At 61.1% G+C, this 15,912-nt stretch carries 16 protein-coding genes; 12 read left to right on the top strand and 4 right to left on the bottom strand.

Annotated elements, in window-relative coordinates; genetic code table 11:
• Positions 1–352: 352 nt before the first annotated feature.
• Both J5274_RS11270 and J5274_RS11275 read left to right on the top strand, forming a co-directional pair.
• On the top strand, positions 353–1,564 hold the full coding sequence (locus J5274_RS11270; protein WP_142829062.1) for an N-acetylmuramoyl-L-alanine amidase: 1,212 nt from the start codon (positions 353–355) through the stop codon (positions 1,562–1,564).
• A 246-nt stretch (positions 1,565–1,810) separates the two neighbouring features.
• On the top strand, positions 1,811–4,279 hold the full coding sequence (locus J5274_RS11275) for a penicillin-binding protein 1A (protein WP_219274595.1): 2,469 nt from the start codon (positions 1,811–1,813) through the stop codon (positions 4,277–4,279).
• A gap of 58 nt (positions 4,280–4,337) precedes the next feature.
• On the opposite strand, the gene J5274_RS11280 is transcribed toward J5274_RS11275, so the two are convergent.
• The 3 genes from J5274_RS11280 to J5274_RS11290 form a co-directional block, all read right to left on the bottom strand.
• Positions 4,338–4,910, bottom strand: a complete 573-nt coding sequence (locus J5274_RS11280) for a pyridoxamine 5'-phosphate oxidase family protein (RefSeq protein WP_142828922.1) — start codon at positions 4,908–4,910, stop codon at positions 4,338–4,340.
• 95 nt (positions 4,911–5,005) lie between these two features.
• Positions 5,006–5,488, bottom strand: coding sequence for a transcription elongation factor GreA (greA, locus tag J5274_RS11285; protein WP_142828920.1), 483 nt, complete (start codon positions 5,486–5,488; stop codon positions 5,006–5,008).
• Positions 5,489–5,596: 108 nt separating this feature from the next.
• The gene (locus J5274_RS11290; protein WP_142828918.1) at positions 5,597–6,553 is read right to left on the bottom strand and encodes an MYG1 family protein; all 957 of its coding nucleotides are present in this window, start codon (positions 6,551–6,553) and stop codon (positions 5,597–5,599) included.
• Positions 6,554–6,739: 186 nt separating this feature from the next.
• Between J5274_RS11290 and J5274_RS11295 the strand changes: the two genes are divergently transcribed.
• The 7 genes from J5274_RS11295 (at position 6,740) to J5274_RS11325 (ending at position 11,826) form a co-directional block, all read left to right on the top strand.
• Complete coding sequence (locus J5274_RS11295; RefSeq protein ID WP_142828916.1) at positions 6,740–7,090, top strand: helix-turn-helix transcriptional regulator; 351 nt, start codon at positions 6,740–6,742, stop codon at positions 7,088–7,090.
• 88 nt (positions 7,091–7,178) lie between these two features.
• Positions 7,179–8,237 carry an ACR3 family arsenite efflux transporter gene (gene arsB, locus J5274_RS11300; RefSeq protein ID WP_142829061.1) on the top strand — a complete coding sequence of 353 codons (1,059 nt, stop codon included), beginning with the start codon at positions 7,179–7,181 and terminating at the stop codon, positions 8,235–8,237.
• Positions 8,234–8,662: an arsenate reductase (glutaredoxin) gene (gene arsC / locus J5274_RS11305; protein WP_142822248.1), complete on the top strand. Its 429-nt coding sequence runs from the start codon at positions 8,234–8,236 to the stop codon at positions 8,660–8,662. Before arsB ends, arsC begins: the two co-directional genes overlap by 4 nt.
• Positions 8,655–9,362 carry an arsenical resistance protein ArsH gene (gene arsH, locus J5274_RS11310; RefSeq protein WP_142822249.1) on the top strand — a complete coding sequence of 236 codons (708 nt, stop codon included), beginning with the start codon at positions 8,655–8,657 and terminating at the stop codon, positions 9,360–9,362. Before arsC ends, arsH begins: the two co-directional genes overlap by 8 nt.
• On the top strand, positions 9,359–10,573 hold the full coding sequence (arsK, locus tag J5274_RS11315; RefSeq protein ID WP_142822250.1) for an arsenite efflux MFS transporter ArsK: 1,215 nt from the start codon (positions 9,359–9,361) through the stop codon (positions 10,571–10,573). Before arsH ends, arsK begins: the two co-directional genes overlap by 4 nt.
• 138 nt (positions 10,574–10,711) lie before the next feature.
• Positions 10,712–11,224, top strand: coding sequence for a hypothetical protein (locus J5274_RS11320; RefSeq protein WP_142828912.1), 513 nt, complete (start codon positions 10,712–10,714; stop codon positions 11,222–11,224).
• Between the two features lie 83 nt (positions 11,225–11,307).
• Positions 11,308–11,826, top strand: a complete 519-nt coding sequence (locus tag J5274_RS11325; RefSeq protein ID WP_142822252.1) for a hypothetical protein — start codon at positions 11,308–11,310, stop codon at positions 11,824–11,826.
• Between the two features lie 37 nt (positions 11,827–11,863).
• Here J5274_RS11325 and J5274_RS11330 read toward each other — a convergent pair whose 3' ends face one another.
• The gene (locus J5274_RS11330; protein WP_142822253.1) at positions 11,864–12,589 is read right to left on the bottom strand and encodes an SDR family NAD(P)-dependent oxidoreductase; all 726 of its coding nucleotides are present in this window, start codon (positions 12,587–12,589) and stop codon (positions 11,864–11,866) included.
• 185 nt (positions 12,590–12,774) lie between these two features.
• Here J5274_RS11330 and J5274_RS11335 point away from each other — a divergent pair, with 185 nt between their 5' ends.
• The 3 genes from J5274_RS11335 to prfB all read left to right on the top strand — a co-directional run bounded on the left by J5274_RS11335 (position 12,775) and on the right by prfB (position 15,893).
• Positions 12,775–13,731 (top strand): LysR family transcriptional regulator, encoded by a 957-nt coding sequence (locus tag J5274_RS11335; protein WP_142822254.1) that lies wholly within the window; start codon positions 12,775–12,777, stop codon positions 13,729–13,731.
• Positions 13,732–13,846: 115 nt separating this feature from the next.
• The gene (locus tag J5274_RS11340) at positions 13,847–14,629 is read left to right on the top strand and encodes a TIM barrel protein (RefSeq protein ID WP_219274596.1); all 783 of its coding nucleotides are present in this window, start codon (positions 13,847–13,849) and stop codon (positions 14,627–14,629) included.
• A 132-nt stretch (positions 14,630–14,761) separates the two neighbouring features.
• Positions 14,762–15,893, top strand: a protein-coding gene (gene prfB, locus J5274_RS11345) for a peptide chain release factor 2 (RefSeq protein WP_142822256.1) whose coding sequence is annotated in 2 segments (ribosomal slippage) — positions 14,762–14,830 and positions 14,832–15,893 — 1,131 coding nt in all. Because the reading frame shifts where the segments join, the coding sequence is not laid out codon by codon here.
• Positions 15,894–15,912: the final 19 nt, after the last annotated feature.

The raw sequence follows: 15,912 nt of genomic DNA on the forward strand, positions 1-15,912 counted from the left end.
GGTTGTGGCGCCATAGATTTGGGCGGCTGCCTTTGCGGCGACTCTATCCCGTCAACACTTCTACCCTATTGTTCGTTGTATGATCTAACCGTCACAATAGCAAGGACAAAGCCAAGTGTGCCATAATAATGATGGATTCCTCGGATGAACCCATAGCTGGCGATCATTGTACGATTCGGAGCCCGGTTTGACGCTGGACGAGGGCTGCAATCAGCTGTTTTCGGCGTCTTCTCCCGCGTGGTTCATAGTGCTGCCGGATGGGCGTGTCGATCGATTTAAGGAACTGAAGCATGGCGGGGTGTATCTGGTGAGCGCAAGGCAAGGCGGCAGAATTCTGGCGGCGCTCGGCGTCATGCTGCTTACAACGATCGCGACAGCTCGGGCCGCTCCGGCTACTGTGCCATCAGCCGCATCGCCGGTCACCGCTGCCTCCGCCGATCCCATCCTCGCCTATGGTGCCCGCATTGCTGGCGACGACGCCCGCACACGCGTGGTCATCGAACTCGACCGCGAGCCGTCCGTTGCCGTGCATTACCTTGCCGATCCGCCACGCGTCGTTGTCGACCTGCCTGCAACAGCCTTCGGTTTTCCGGCCAAGGATCTCGATGCCCGCGGGCTTTTTAAGGATATCCGATACGGGACGATGGACAAGGACAGTGCCCGCATCGTTCTGACTGCCATCAAACCGGTTAAACTGGTGGTCGCGCGGGTGCAGTCGAACGAAACCGGCAGGGGATACCGTCTGGTGCTCGACGCCGAGATGGTGCCGCCGGAACAGTACGCCGAACTCGTGCGCAAGCAGACATGGACCGACGAGGATACCGCCGCCGATGTCGGCCCGGTGGTCCCCGTCGAAAACGTCAAGCCGAACGATTTCCTGATTGCGGTGGATGCCGGCCACGGTGGCATCGATGCCGGTGCCATGGCGAGCGACGGCCTGACACCCGAAAAGCAGATTACGCTCGCCTTCGCCAAGGCGCTGACGGAAAAGTTGAACGCCCAACCCGGCATCAAGGCCTTCCTCACCCGGGACAGCGATTCCTACCTCTCGCTGTCGCAGCGCGTGACGATCGCCCGCCAGAACCACGCCGCCCTGTTCATATCGCTGCACGCCGACACGTTGAAGCAGAAGGATATTCGCGGTTCGACAGTCTACACCATATCCGACAAGGCGTCGGATCGGCTGGCCGCAGACGTCGCGGACCGTGAAAATTCTTCCGACAAGCTGGCTGGCAGCGAGGTCAAGGCGCCGCCGCCGGGCGTGGCCGACATCCTGACTGACCTTACCCGACGCGAGACGCAGGCCTTCTCCGTATCGCTCGCGCAGGATGTCCTGAATTCATTCAAGGGCCAGATCGCGATGATCAACAATCCCCACCGGTATGCCGGCTTCCAGGTGCTGACGGCGCCCGACGTGCCCTCCATCCTGGTCGAACTCGGCTTCCTGTCCAACAAGGAAGACGAAAAGCTGCTGCTCGACGAAGAGTGGAGGGGCAAGCTGGTGGACCGGCTGACCGAGGCAGTTCGGCAATACAGGGCAGTGACGGTCGCAAACGGCGGTTGACTGGGATATAGTGGCTTGTCTGCCACAGGCCGGCCAGAAGGTCCGCCGTCGACTGGAGAATGAGGCGACAGAGCCCTATTTCGCTCACATTGCCGCCGTCGAACGGAACTATGGTGGAGGAGGCGGAGCAAAGGGCTTTTGTCGCCTCTGATCTCTTGCTAATAGGCTTCGCGCGTGCAAGACGCCCGGGTATGCGGATATTTTGCCCGTGCGCCGAATTTTTCTACACACACTGGTAGCGACGATATGGTCAGACTTATTGGATATTTCTTTGGCTTGGCCTGCATCGTCTTCGTCGGCGCTGCTGCGGCTGCCGCCGTCTATCTGGGCGTCGTCTCCAAGGATCTGCCGAATTACGAAGTGCTGGCCAACTATGCGCCGCCGGTGACCACCCGCATCCATGCCGGCAACGGCGCGCTGATGGCCGAATATGCCCGCGAACGCCGGCTCTTCCTGCCTATTCAGGCTATTCCCGATCGCGTTAAAGCCGCCTTCCTCTCCGCGGAAGACAAGAATTTCTACAACCACGCTGGCGTCGACATCACCGGTCTTGGCCGCGCCGTACTCGTAAACCTGCAGAATTTCGGTTCCGGTCGTCGTCCGGTGGGCGCCTCGACGATTACCCAGCAGGTGGCCAAGAACTTCCTGCTGTCGGCCGACCAGACCTTCGACCGCAAGCTGAAGGAAGCGATCCTGTCCTTCCGCATCGAGCAGGCCTACAGCAAAGACAAGATCCTCGAACTCTATCTCAACGAGATCTACTTCGGCCTCAACGCCTATGGCATCGCCTCTGCGTCGCTGACCTATTTCGACAAGCCGGTAACGGACCTGACGATTGCCGAGACCGCTTATATGGCGTCGCTGCCGAAAGGTCCTGCCAACTACAATCCTTTCCGTCATGCCGACGCCGCCATCGCCCGCCGCAACTGGGTCATCGACCGCATGGTCGAGAATGGCTATGTCAGCCAGGCCGACGGCGAGGATGCGAAGAAGCAGCCGCTCGGCGTCGTAACCCGCAGATCCGGCGGCACGGTCGTCGCCGCCGACTTCTTCTCCGAAGAAGTACGCCGGCAGATCATCGATAAGTATGGCGACAAGCAGCTCTATGAAGGCGGTCTTTCAGTCCGCACCTCGCTCGATCCGCAGTTGCAGATCGAGGCACGCAAGGCGCTGCAGGACGGTCTGGTCGGTTATGACGAGCGTCGCGGTTATCACGGTCCGCTGAAGCAGATCTCGACAGCGACAGACTGGGGCATCGAGCTCTCAAAAATACCTGCCTTGTCGGATGTTCCCGAATGGAAGATTGCCGTCGTGTTGGCGGTCTCGAGCGATGGTGTCGATATCGGCCTGCAGCCGGATGTCGATCCATCCGGCAAGCTGTCGACAGAGCGCAAGCGCGCCTCGATTGCAGCCGCCGATATGCGCTGGGCGTATCGTTCCGCCGAAGCCAATGGCAAGACGGCGAAAACACCGGCCGGCGTCCTCTCGCCCGGCGACGTCATCTATGTCGAGAAACTGGCTGATTCCGCCGGCTACCGCCTTCGCCAGCCGCCGAAGGTACAGGGCGGCCTGGTGGCGATGGACCCGCATACCGGTCGCGTTCTCGCCATGGTCGGCGGCTTCTCCTACGGTCAGTCGCAGTTCAACCGCGCCACCCAGGCCATGCGCCAGCCCGGCTCGTCCTTCAAGCCGTTCGTCTACGCTGCTGCCATGGACAACGGCTATACGCCGGCCTCGGTCGCGCTCGACGATCCAATTGAAATCCAGCTGTCGAACGGTACGGTCTGGCGGCCGGAAAACTATGAAGGCGAGGGCGGCGGCGCCCACACGCTCCGCTTCGGCATCGAGCACTCGCGCAACCTGATGACAGTGCGACTGGCAAACGACATGGGCATGAACCTCGTTGCCGAATATGCCGAACGGTTCGGCATCTATGACAAGATGGCGCCTGTGCTTGCCATGTCGCTCGGCGCTGGCGAAACGACTGTGCTGCGCATGGTCTCGGCCTATTCGGTCATTGCCAACGGCGGCAAGCAGATCAAGCCGACGCTGATCGACCGCATCCAGGATCGTTACGGCAAGACCATCTTCAAGCATGAGGAGCGCGTCTGCGACGGCTGCAATGCCACGGACTGGCAGAACCAGCAGGAGCCGACGGTTGTCGATAACCGCGAACAGGTTCTCGACCCGATGACCGCCTATCAGGTGACGTCGATGCTGCAGGGCGTCATCATCCGCGGCACCGCTGCTGGCAAGATCAAGCTCAACACCGAAGTTGCCGGAAAGACTGGGACGACCAACGACCAGAAGGATGCTTGGTTCGTCGGCTACACCCCGAACCTCGTGGCTGGTCTGTATGTCGGCTACGACACGCCGACCGATCTCGGTCGCGGCGTGCAGGGCGCCTCTTTGGCGGCCCCGATCTTCAACGACTTCATGCAGGCTGCCACCAAGGGCGAGCCGCCTGAGAAATTCGTCATGCCGACCGGAATGACCATGGCATCCGTCGATCGAAAGACCGGCATGGCCGCCCAGCCCGGCGATCCCGATTCGATCGTCGAGGCATTCAAGCCCGGCACCGGACCTGCGACCTCCTACACCGTCATCGGCGCCGGCAATGCCGGTGGCGAGGTGCAACTGGCGCCGGAAGAAATCCTGAAGACATCACCGCAGGCCAACCAGGCCGTGACATCAGGCAGCGGCGGACTTTATTAAGCGGAAATTGCTGGATTAAGCGGAAATGGCTGGCGAGGCCGGCTCCGATATATCGCCACTACGACTTGGCGGCTGCCGGCGTGTCGAACAGACCGGTCGGAAAACCGTCGAGACTGACCTGGTTCTTTTCACGCCAGTAGTCCTCGATCCCATCCACGCCCTTGGCTTTTGCCCAGGCGTCCATCTGGGTGCGCTCTTCCCGGTATTCAAACAGTGGAACGCCGTAGCCGCAGGATGTCTGAACGATATCGAAATCGAGCCACACCATCTGGCGAGCCCCAAGCGGCGCCGTGTTTTCGTATTTTTCCTGCAGAAGCTTGGCAAATTCGTCGCTATTGCGGTGAATGACGCGTCCCTTGCCGTAGAGCCTGAGGATGAGCGGCGGTCCCTCGACGGAGCAGAACATCATCGTCAGTCGGTCGTTTATTCTCAGATGGGCGGCAGTCTCGTTGCCGCTGCCGCTGCGATCGAGATACATCGCGGCATTGTTGCCGAGAATGCGGAACAGGTCTGTGCTGCGCGGCGACATGTTGACGTGGCCCGTTGGAGCGGCCGTCGCCGTGAAAAACATGTGCTGCGCTTCAATGAAGCGATGGTGATGGGGTTCTAGCGTTTCGAAAAATTTGGCCATGCCGAACTTTAGGGTTCTAATTCCAGCATGCCAAGACGATGTTTTGCGAAGAATTCATGACCATGGCCGGTTTCACGCCCGAGGTCTGGCTCAGTCTATGAAATCGCCTTGATCTCGAGTTCGCCATCTCCAATGACGACGACGTCGCCGACAGCCTTGCCGAGCAGAAGGCGCGCGACAGGAGAGACGAAGGATATCGACCCGGCCTTTGGGTCCGCCTCGTCCTCGCCAACGATTCGGTATGTCTGCACCCGGCCATCGTCGCGGCTGAAAGTGACGGTATTGCCAAAACCGACGGTATCGGCGTTTTCCGGGGCAGGGATCACCTGTGCCGTCCGAAGCCTGGCCGCAAGATAGCGCGTATCGCGCAGCGGGATGGCTGTCTGCCGACGCCGCTCGTTGACCTCGTCGATCTTGCTTGCCACCTCATAGGCGGCGCGCGCCTGCTGCATCTGCAGTTCGAGCGCCTTGAGGCCAGCTTCAGTCACAAGGTTCGGGTGCGTGGAAATCGGACGATCCGGCAACAGGGTTTCGGATGCCGTCTCGAAACTCTCTTCCTTGGTGAAGGCAACGGCCAATCTCGAACTCCATTTCAGACTTTGCGCGGACAAGGTTGTGCGCGGAAGACAACGACCTCCACGATACGCTGTTCCACGCAAAGGCGCCAATCTTCGTGTATTGCGGCGTTAGGCGGTGGCGGTTTCCGTGTCGATTGCCGGTTTCAGGCCGATGGCGACGGCCTCATCGACGGCGAGTGCCGCCATGGCAAGGGCAGCCTCCCGCGTCCTCGCTGCAGCGATAAAGCGGCCATTGTGGCAGAAGCTGGCGCCTTCGACACCGGACGCCGCCTCCAGTTCGCCATTGGTGAGCCCCGCCCATGCAGCGGGCAGGTCGGCTCTCAGTTCGAAGCCTTCTGCAGCGCGGCGAATGCCGGTCACGCACCAGTCCTTGTCGCGCGGGTGAACCACGAACAGCAGCTGATCGGCCCCGGCCTTGACGATAGCCGGGCGGAACGGCATGCCCATCGGCAGTTCGAGAATACGTCCATCCCCGGCATCGACGATAGCCTTGTGGACCAATGCCTCCGCACGCAATTTTGCGGCGCTGCGGGCAATCCGTGCCTCGACGAAGCTGCGGGCGATTGCTAGAGCGGCGTGAAAACAACGATCGTCGGCTTCAGGGTCTGTCTCGTCGAACACCGGTTTCAACGTTTCCAGCAGCGCCGGCAGAGTCAGCCCGGCCAGCGGCCCCGTTGGACTAAGAGCGCCATTGTCCATGAGGTCGATCGGCAGGACGAAGCTGCTGTCGAAGGAAGCATGGATAGGGTCGATGTCCGCGTCTGCAATAGCCGACGCGGCGAGGTAGTCGCGACCGTAATGCTTCCAGACCAGCCCGAACGAGCTATACGGCTGCCCATCGTCGCGCAGGGGCGCGCCGCGCTGGTGGTGATCGAAGATCTGCTGGTCCGCGTCATAGCTGCCGCCGACATCGTAAATGATCCGATCCGGATTCGGCTTGATCCACTCTGGTGACCGGCTGCGGACGATTCGCGCGGCGGGGTACAATTTGGTGAGGATGACGCTCGACAGAAGCTCGTCGGCATGAAAGCCACCGGAATGGGTGACGAGAAAATCTGGATTCATGCCGTATGTGCCCCGTGCCTGGCGGAATGCCAGCCTGTTGAACGCACCAGATAACCAATGCCGCCGGCGATCTCAACCCCGTGAAATTGCGAATAGGGCGCGATCGGTTGCGAGGAACGGCATCGCCTCCGATCCCGGGGAGCGGCTTCGACTTGACGACATCGACATATCCGTTATTCTGGATATATGGAAAATGACAATGCGATTCTGGCTTTTGCAGCCTTGGCCCAGTCGACGCGGCTCGCGACATTCCGCCTGCTCGTAAGCCACGAGCCGCACGGAGTGCCTGCTGGCGAACTGGCGCGGATGCTGGACATCCCGCAGAACACCATGTCGGCGCATTTGGCGACGCTGTCTCGCGCAGGCCTGGTGAGGAGCGAGCGCCGCAGCCGATCGATCATTTACCGCGCGGATCTGGAAGGCTTCGAGCGCCTGACCCTTTTCATGATCAAGGACTGCTGCGGCGGAGATCCCGCCCTTTGCGCGCCCCTGGTGTCCAGACTGATTCCGCGCTGTGGACAGGAAAACCCGACATGAGCGACGTTATAGTGAAGCTGCTCGATGCAATAGAGTTTTCGCTGCCGGCTGCAAAACGATCCATTCCTTCCCGTGAAATCGCCCGATGATGTCAAATTTCGAGCGCTACCTCACTGTTTGGGTTTTCCTATGCATCATCGTTGGCATCGCCCTCGGCCATCTGATGCCCGGCATCTTCCATGCCGTCGGCGCGGCTGAGATTGCAAAGGTTAATATCCCCGTCGCCATCCTCATCTGGCTGATGATTATTCCCATGCTTCTCAAGATCGACTTCGGCTCGCTGTCCAAGGTCGGCAGGTACTGGCGTGGGATCGGGGTCACCCTGTTCATCAACTGGGCTGTGAAGCCGTTTTCGATGGCGCTGCTGGGATGGCTTTTCATCGGCTGGCTTTTCCGCCCGTTTTTGCCTGCAACCCAGATCGATTCCTACATCGCAGGCCTCATCATACTGGCGGCTGCCCCATGCACTGCAATGGTCTTCGTCTGGTCCAATCTGACCAAGGGCGAACCTCACTTCACGCTGTCTCAGGTCGCTCTCAACGATGCCATCATGATCGTCGCCTTCGCGCCTATCGTCGGACTGCTCCTCGGATTATCGGCGATTACGGTACCGTGGGACACGCTGATGATATCGGTGGCGCTCTATATCCTCATCCCTGTTGCAATCGCCCAGATACTGCGCCGCAGTTTCCTTTCCAGCGGCCGGACGGCTGTCTTTGAAACCTTGATGGCGAAGCTCCAGCCGCTGTCGCTGGTCGCTCTTCTGGCGACGCTCGTGTTGCTCTTCGGCTTTCAGGGCGAGCAGATCATCGCCCAGCCTACGATCATAGCCCTGCTGGCGGTGCCGATCCTGATCCAGGTCTATTTCAATTCCGGCCTGGCTTATATCCTGAACCGCATCTCGGGAGAGCAGCATTGCGTGGCCGGCCCGTCGGCGCTGATCGGCGCCAGCAATTTCTTCGAACTTGCGGTGGCCGCTGCGATCAGCCTGTTCGGGTTCCAGTCGGGCGCGGCGCTTGCCACCGTCGTCGGCGTGCTGATCGAAGTGCCCGTGATGTTGTCCGTCGTCTGGATCGTGAACCACTCGAAGGCCTGGTACGAGCGCGGCCCTTCGGTCTCCCGCAACACCTCCACAGAGGAGCCATGACCATGGATGTCACTATCTATCATAATCCTGCCTGCGGGACCTCCCGCAATACTCTGGCGCTGATCAGGAACGCGGGTATCGAACCGACGGTGATCGAGTACCTGCAGACGCCTCCCTCGCGGACTGAACTCGTGGGGCTGCTGACCGGCGCAGGCCTGTCGCCGCGCAACGCACTGAGGGAAAAGGGCACGCCTTACGATGAACGCGGCCTCGGCAATCTGTCGCTGACGGACGAGCAGATCATCGACGCCATGTTGCAGCACCCGATCCTGATCAACCGTCCATTCGTTGTCACGCCGCTCGGAACGCGCCTCTGCCGCCCCTCGGAAGCGGTGCTGGATATCCTTCCCCATAGGCAGGTCGGCGCCTTTTCGAAGGAAGATGGTCAGCAGGTCATAGACGAAAAGGGCAATCGTCTTGTCTGAATTGCCCGCCGCAGATCTGCGCCACATCCGGATGCCCGACCTCGATGCGCTGCGGACAGACATCTCGCATCACAAGCCCCGTATTCTGTTTCTCTATGGCTCGCTTCGTGAGGTTTCCTATAGTCGGCTCCTCGCGGACGAGGCCCGTCGCCTGCTCGAGCATTTCGATTGCGAAGTCCGTATGTTCGATCCGCGCGGTCTGCCGCTTCCCGATGCGGAGCCGGCCGACCACCCGAAGGTCGTAGAACTCCGCGAACTTTCCGAATGGTCCGAGGGCCAGGTCTGGGTAAGCCCGGAGCGCCACGGCGCGATGACCGGCATCATGAAGGCTCAGATCGACTGGATCCCGATGTCCATCGGTTCGGTTCGCCCGACGCAGGGCAAGACGCTCGCCGTCATGGAAGTCTCCGGTGGCAGCCAGTCGTTCAACGCTGTCAACCAGATGCGAATCCTCGGCAGGTGGATGCGGATGATCACCATTCCGAACCAGTCCTCCGTACCGCAAGCGTTCCAGCAGTTCGACGCCGATGGCAGGATGAAGCCGTCTCCGCTTTACGATCGCGTGGTCGATGTCTGCGAGGAACTGGTCAAATTCACGCTGCTGACACGCGACGCGTCTTCCTACCTGACGGACCGCTACAGCGAGAGGCGCGAGGATGCCGGTCGACTGGAGGCGCGGACCACGTTGAAGTCGATATGAAGCGCTTCGACCTGCCGGTGGCTGCCATTCTCGGCCTGGGGGTCACGCAGATTGTCGGCTACGGCACGCTCTATTACTCGTTCGGCATTCTGGCGCCTGACATGGCACGGGATCTCGGCGCCTCGGTGGAATGGATGTTTGGTGCCCTGTCGGCAGCGCTGCTGATCGGCGGGTTCGTCGCACCCTGGCTCGGACGATGGATAGACCGCTTCGGAGCAGGCAGGATCATGGCGATCGGTTCGTTGATAGCAGCCCTGGCGCTCGCCGCCTGCGCTCTGGCTCCCAACCGTTTCGCCTTCGCGGTGATACTGGTGTTCATCGAGGCGGCCGCTAATTTCGTCCAGTACGGAGCGGCCTTCGCGCTGCTGGTGCAGATCAACCCCAAAGTTGCACAGCGGAGCATTACTACCCTGACGCTGATCGCCGGCTTTGCCTCGACGATCTTCTGGCCCATCACCACGGCCCTGCATGCCCATCTGCCGTGGCGGGAGGTCTACGTCGTCTTTTCGCTTCTCAATCTGGCCATCTGCCTGCCGATCCACGCATGGCTTGCACTGTCTACTGCCAAGGTGCGCCGAAACGGCGCCGCCACCGCGCCAGCCCCTGTCGAAGGCGCACTCGCCGAGGGGCAGAGACGCGTCGGTTTCGCGCTGATGGTCGTTGGCTTTGCATTTCTGTCGCTGGTGAGCTCGGCCATTCTTGTGCATATGGTGCCGCTCATGGCGTCGCTGGGGCTCGGAACCATGGCCGCTCTCGTCGGCACCGTGTTCGGTCCGGCGCAGGTCGCCAGCCGCGTGATCAACATGGTCTTCGGTCGCAACCTTCATCCTTTGCGACTGGCGGCGTTGTCCGGGCTTCTCGTCTCTGTCGCCATCGTGGTGCTCGATGCGACTGCGCCTTCGACATCAGGCGCAATCGCATTTGCTGTGCTGTTTGGTTTCGGCAATGGCATATTCAGCATCGCGGCTGGGACGCTGCCGCTGTACCTGTTTGGCAGCGAAGGTTATGGCAGGCTGCAGGGAAAACTTATGTCCGCACGGCTGATTGTCGGAGCGACGGCGCCGTTCGCCTTTGCCGTATCGCTGGCATCTGCAGGGGCGGCGATCTCGCTCGGTGTTGTCGCAGCCTTTGGTGCCATTGCCACCTTCAGCTTTCTCCGGATCGGCCGGATTGCCGCAACGCCACATCGCGTTTCCGGAAAAATCGGGTGATCGTGCGCGAGCAGGTCGAACCATGAGATCGCCAAAGAGCGCTCCGGATGCAGATACCTTTCGACGGGGAAAGCAAAGTCGGCTAGAGTTCGCGAAGCACGAACTGCGTGGCGGACGCAAACTTCACGGACTATTGCGATGACGATGACTGGTATTCTTCTGATCGTGGTGATGCTGGTCGCCGCTGTTCTCGTGTGGCTGAAGCGCGGCAAGGGGGCACAGCGCTCCGCCATGTTCGAAACCTCGGGACTTTCCTATTTCAAGGTGTTGCTGCGGCAGCGCGGCGTCGACGTATCGCGCATCCCGGATGCGGCGCTCGCCGACATCATTCGTGCCAAGATCGCCGCAGCCAAGACCCAGGCGACCGTCGCCGGCATGACCGACGCGACGCGGTCCCGCAAGAACTGGCGGATCAATCTGGTCAAGTCGCTGGAGGCGGAAGCCACCCTGATGGTCTCGCTGATGGCTTCAGGCGCCGAGGTCGATCCCACATCCGATGCCGCCATCGCGCTGACGCGACACGGCGTGTTCAAGCCAAGAAAGCCGACCGGTCTCACCGGAATGACGCCCGAGCAGTTCCTGGAGGCCACAAGGCGCGGCACGCTTTACTCGGAGCTCGGCGAGCGCCGCGCCAAGCGCGAGACTTCCTGAGGCGCCTAATATCGTCGAGCGCCCAATACCCGTTTGCCGTTGCCGCAGCATCACTCTTAAAAAACTGAAAGTTACTTACGCCCATGACGGCTGCCTTTTTTGCGGACTATGCGAAGGACCTGAAAGTCCTGCTCGACGAGATAGACACCGCGCCCAACAACTTCCGCTCGTTCGATCTGCATATCGATATCGCTCACAGGGGCCTGCTGTTCGTCTACGAGACGCGCCGCAAAATGGGGCAGACCGACAGCATCTATTACGCCCGGATGGCGAAGACCGGTTCCAGCAAACAGATCTCGCAGAAGACCGCCTACGATGCAGTCAGCGGCTTCTTTCGCCACGGACAGTTCCTCGCCCTCACAGGAGATTTTGCCGGTGCCGATGGCGCCGAGGGCACGACTGTCGAGGGTGATCACCCCACCTGCGCCGTTGCGTTCACCTATCGCCGCACCGGCATGGAAAAAGCGATGTCGATACGTCTCATCTTCCTCGGTTTTTCCACCGATGACGATGCGCTCGCCTATGCGGCGACGGTAGCGGATACGCCGACGCTCGCAGTCTCCCGCCCGTTCCGATCCGCACGCGTCTGGGAATGGAAGTAGGCACGGTCGCCGTGGTCCGAAGTGCTGCCGATCTTTTTCACCAAGGCACGGTCTGCCCGTCGAAATAGAAGCCAGCATTGGGGCCGGTCGCATCGTGGCTGGCCAGCCAGACGATCCCGGCCGCTGCCTGCTCCACCGTGCGATAGCCGGAGTGGTCGTTGAAATCCGTCGCCGTGTAGCCGGGATCGACGGCGTTGACATGGATGCCGCTGGCCACGAGTTCCTTGGCGAAGGCCACGGTGACCGCGTTGAGCGCCGACTTCGAGCTGTTGTAGCCCATCGGATTGACGGCATAAAAGGGATGGGCCGGATCGGAAACCCAGCCAATCGAGCCAAGACCGCTGCTGACCATGACGATGTTGGCTTCGCCCGCCGCTGTCAGCAAGGGTATGAAGGCTTGCGTCACCCGGATGGCGCCGAACACATTGGTCTCGTAGACGTCGCGGATGGCAGCGAGGGGCTGCTGGCTCGGAGGCACCGGCGGGCCGCCCGAGATGCCGGCATTGTTGATCAGCACGTCGAGCTTGTGATCGGCTGCAGAGACCGTGGCGACAGCGGTAGCCACGCTCTCGTCGCTGGTAACGTCGATCGCGAGCAGCCTGACGTCATCACCCTCCGCCTGCAATTGACGGACAGCCACCCCGCCGCGCTCAGCGTCCCTGCTGCCAAGCCAGATCCGGTAGCCAAGCCGGCCGAGTTGGCGTGCCGTCTCGAAGCCTATGCTCTTGTTGGCGCCGGTGATGAGAACTGTTTTTCCACTCATGGTTCGTTTCTCCTATAACCGAGGCCGGCCTATCGCCTGGGTCGGTATTTCTAAATACTGCGCTGTTCCGAAGCAGCTTCGGCCACCGCAACAGCGTCGAACTGCGGCTCGCAAGCCCTTAGCGAGGTTATAGTTTCGTTCTATGGTGTTTGATAATCCGCCCTAATCCGGATAAGCTGATCGCCATGGCGAACAGTAACGAACAGCTATTTCTTGACGATCTTTCCATCTTTCTCGCGGTCTGCGAGACCGGCGGTTTCCGGGCTGCGGCAAAGCGGCTGGCGATGTCGCCGTCGAGCGTCAGTGAGAAGATCGCCCAGCTCGAGGCTCGCCTGGGTGTGCCGTTGCTGATCCGCACAACCCGAAGCGTGATGCCGACAGAGGCCGGGCGCGGGCTTGCCGCACGGATCACGCCGCTTTTGAGCGAGACACGTGCAGCGCTCAACGATGCAGCCAGTACGCATGGGCAAGTGAGAGGGCTGCTCAGGCTGAATGTCACCGGCGCCGTCATGGTCGATATCCTGCCGCCGCTGATCGACCGGTTTCTCGATCTGCATCCGCATGTGCGGGTCGAGATGGTGGTGGAGGACAGGCTCGTCGACGCGACGGCAGCTGGCTGCGATGCCGGCATTCGCTATGGTGAGCATCTGGCCCAGGATATGATCGCGGTGCCGATTGGCCCGCGCATCCAACGGCTGGCCGCGGCAGCCTCGCCTGACTATCTCGAGGCACGCGGCATTCCCCGGCATCCCCGCGATCTGCTCGATCACGACTGCATCCGCCTCAGGTTTTCCAGCGGGGCGCTCGTCGAGTGGGAGTTTCAGAAGGGCGAGGAAACTGTCACCGTCGATCCGCCGGGCCGGTTGATCGTCGGGGTCGAGGCTGCCGCAACCGCGATCGAATGGGCCTGCCGGGGCCTTGGTGTTATTGCGACATTCGAGAATTTCATCGATCCCTACCTCAGGTCCGGCGCTCTGGTGCCGGTGCTGCCTGAATGGTGGATGCCGTTCGAGGGGCCATGGCTCTATTTTTCCAGCCGTTTCATGCCCGCTCCCTTGCGCGCCTTCGTCGATCTAATCGCTGCGGAACGGGCGTCGCTCAGTGTTGGAGGGTTGGTGCCTCCTGGAGCCGGAAACGCATAAGTCCTGATGACGCAAGCATAACCTCTGTATCGCACGCACAATCCGAGTTGCGGAGATCGCCTCTATCGGTTCTAGTGCGACACCTAATCCGTTCACGCCTCACGAGGTCGTCTTCATGAAGTCTCCGTTCCAGCTTGCCGCCTGTGCCGAAATGCTCTGGCGCGACCGGCCGATCGAGTGGCGGGCGAGCCGGCTGAAGGAGCTCGGCTTTGGCGTCGGTCTGTGGAACTGGCCGGAGCACGATCTTGCAAAGCTGGAGGCGACGGGCGCCACCTTTACCATCATGAATGGTTACCTCGAAGGACGCCTGACCGATGACGAAGGTGCCGCCCAACTGCTGAAGACAGCGCGAGAAACGGCCAGGGTTGGCAAGCGGCTGGGCGTCCAGCGTCTCAATCTGCATGGAACGGGGCTGGGCGAGGGTGGCCTGCCGATCCGGCCTGTCGAGGTCGTCACCGGTGCGATGTGGCTGAAGGCCCGCGCCACGCTATGCCGTGTCGTCGAACTGGCTGAGGAGGAAGACGTCACCTTCAGCCTGGAAAACCTCAACCTGCTCGTCGATCACCCCGGGGTGCCCTTCGGCCGGGCAGGGGATACGTTGGCGCTTGTGGCCAGCATCGACCATCCGCGCCTGACACTCAATCTCGACCTGTATCATGCCCAGATCGGCGAAGGTAACCTGATAGAACTTTGCCGCAAGTGCCTTCCATGGATAGGTGAAATTCAGGTTGCCGATGTCCCCGGGCGTCTGGAGCCTGGAACTGGCGAGGTCAACTGGAAGGGCGTCGCGCGGGCGCTGAAGGCGATGGGTTATACCGGGCCGGTCGCCATGGAAGCCTATGCATCCGGCGATCCCGAGGAAGCACTCGTGGCGTTTCGAGGGGCCTTCACCGTCTGAATGGGCTGTCCATGGGGCGCTGTTCGACGGCGCCTTGCCAGCCTTGTGCCGTAACCGCCGACTGCGGGCTTTACATCGGCGGCATGCCTAACTATGTCACGGGCAACATCAATCGAACCGAGAAGCGAGACCATGCGCGCCGAAATCGAGAATATTGTCGACGAAATCAAGCAGGCCATAAGCCTGCTGAGGAGGCATCTTTGACTGGGATCAGGCCGTAAGGCGACTGGACTGGTTGAATAACAAGGCAGAGGATCCAAACCTCTGGAACGATGCATCCGAGGCACAAAAGCTGATGCGCGAGCGTCAGAACCTCGAAGACAGCATCAATGGCGTCCGGCTGCTCGAACGGCAGGTCGATGACAATATCGAAATGATTGCGCTCGGCGATGAAGAGGGCGATGCCGACATCGTCAAGGAAGCCGAGGAAGGCCTGAAGGTCCTGCGCACCGAAGCGGCCCGCCGCCAGGTCGAGGCGATGCTGTCCGGCGAAGCCGACAGCAACGACACCTTCCTCGAAGTCCATTCGGGTGCCGGCGGCACGGAAAGCCAGGACTGGGCCAACATGCTTCTGCGCATGTACACCCGCTGGGCCGAACGTCAGCGCTTCAAGGTCGAGTTGCTGGAAGTCCATGACGGTGAAGAAGCCGGCATCAAGTCGGCGACGCTGCTGATCAAGGGCCACAATGCCTATGGCTGGCTGAAGACCGAGTCGGGCGTCCATCGCCTGGTGCGCATTTCGCCCTACGACAGCAACGCCCGTCGGCACACCTCGTTTTCGTCGATCTGGGTCTATCCCGTCGTCGACGATTCGATCCAGATCGACATCAACGAAGGCGATTGCCGCATCGACACCTACCGCTCGTCCGGTGCCGGCGGTCAGCACGTCAACACGACGGATTCCGCCGTGCGCATCACGCATATCCCGTCCGGCATCGTGGTGCAGTGCCAGCAGGAGCGCTCGCAGCACAAGAACCGGGCGACAGCATGGGAAATGTTGCGCGCCCGCCTGTACGAAGCGGAACTGAAGAAGCGCGAGGATGCTGCCAACGCGGAGGCCGCGTCGAAATCCGACATCGGCTGGGGTCACCAGATCCGTTCCTACGTGCTGCAGCCCTACCAGCAGGTGAAAGACCTGCGCACCGGCGTTGTCAGCACCGCGCCGGACGATGTGCTCGACGGCGAGATCAGTCCGTTCATGGAAGCAGCTCTGGCGCACCGCATCAGCGGCGCAGCAGATGCCGCAGTGGACGACATCGACTGATCGTCGCGACTGCTTCTGC

This window comes from Rhizobium sp. L51/94 (assembly GCF_019355555.1).
GTDB classification, from domain to species: Bacteria; Pseudomonadota; Alphaproteobacteria; order Rhizobiales; family Rhizobiaceae; genus Rhizobium; species Rhizobium rhododendri.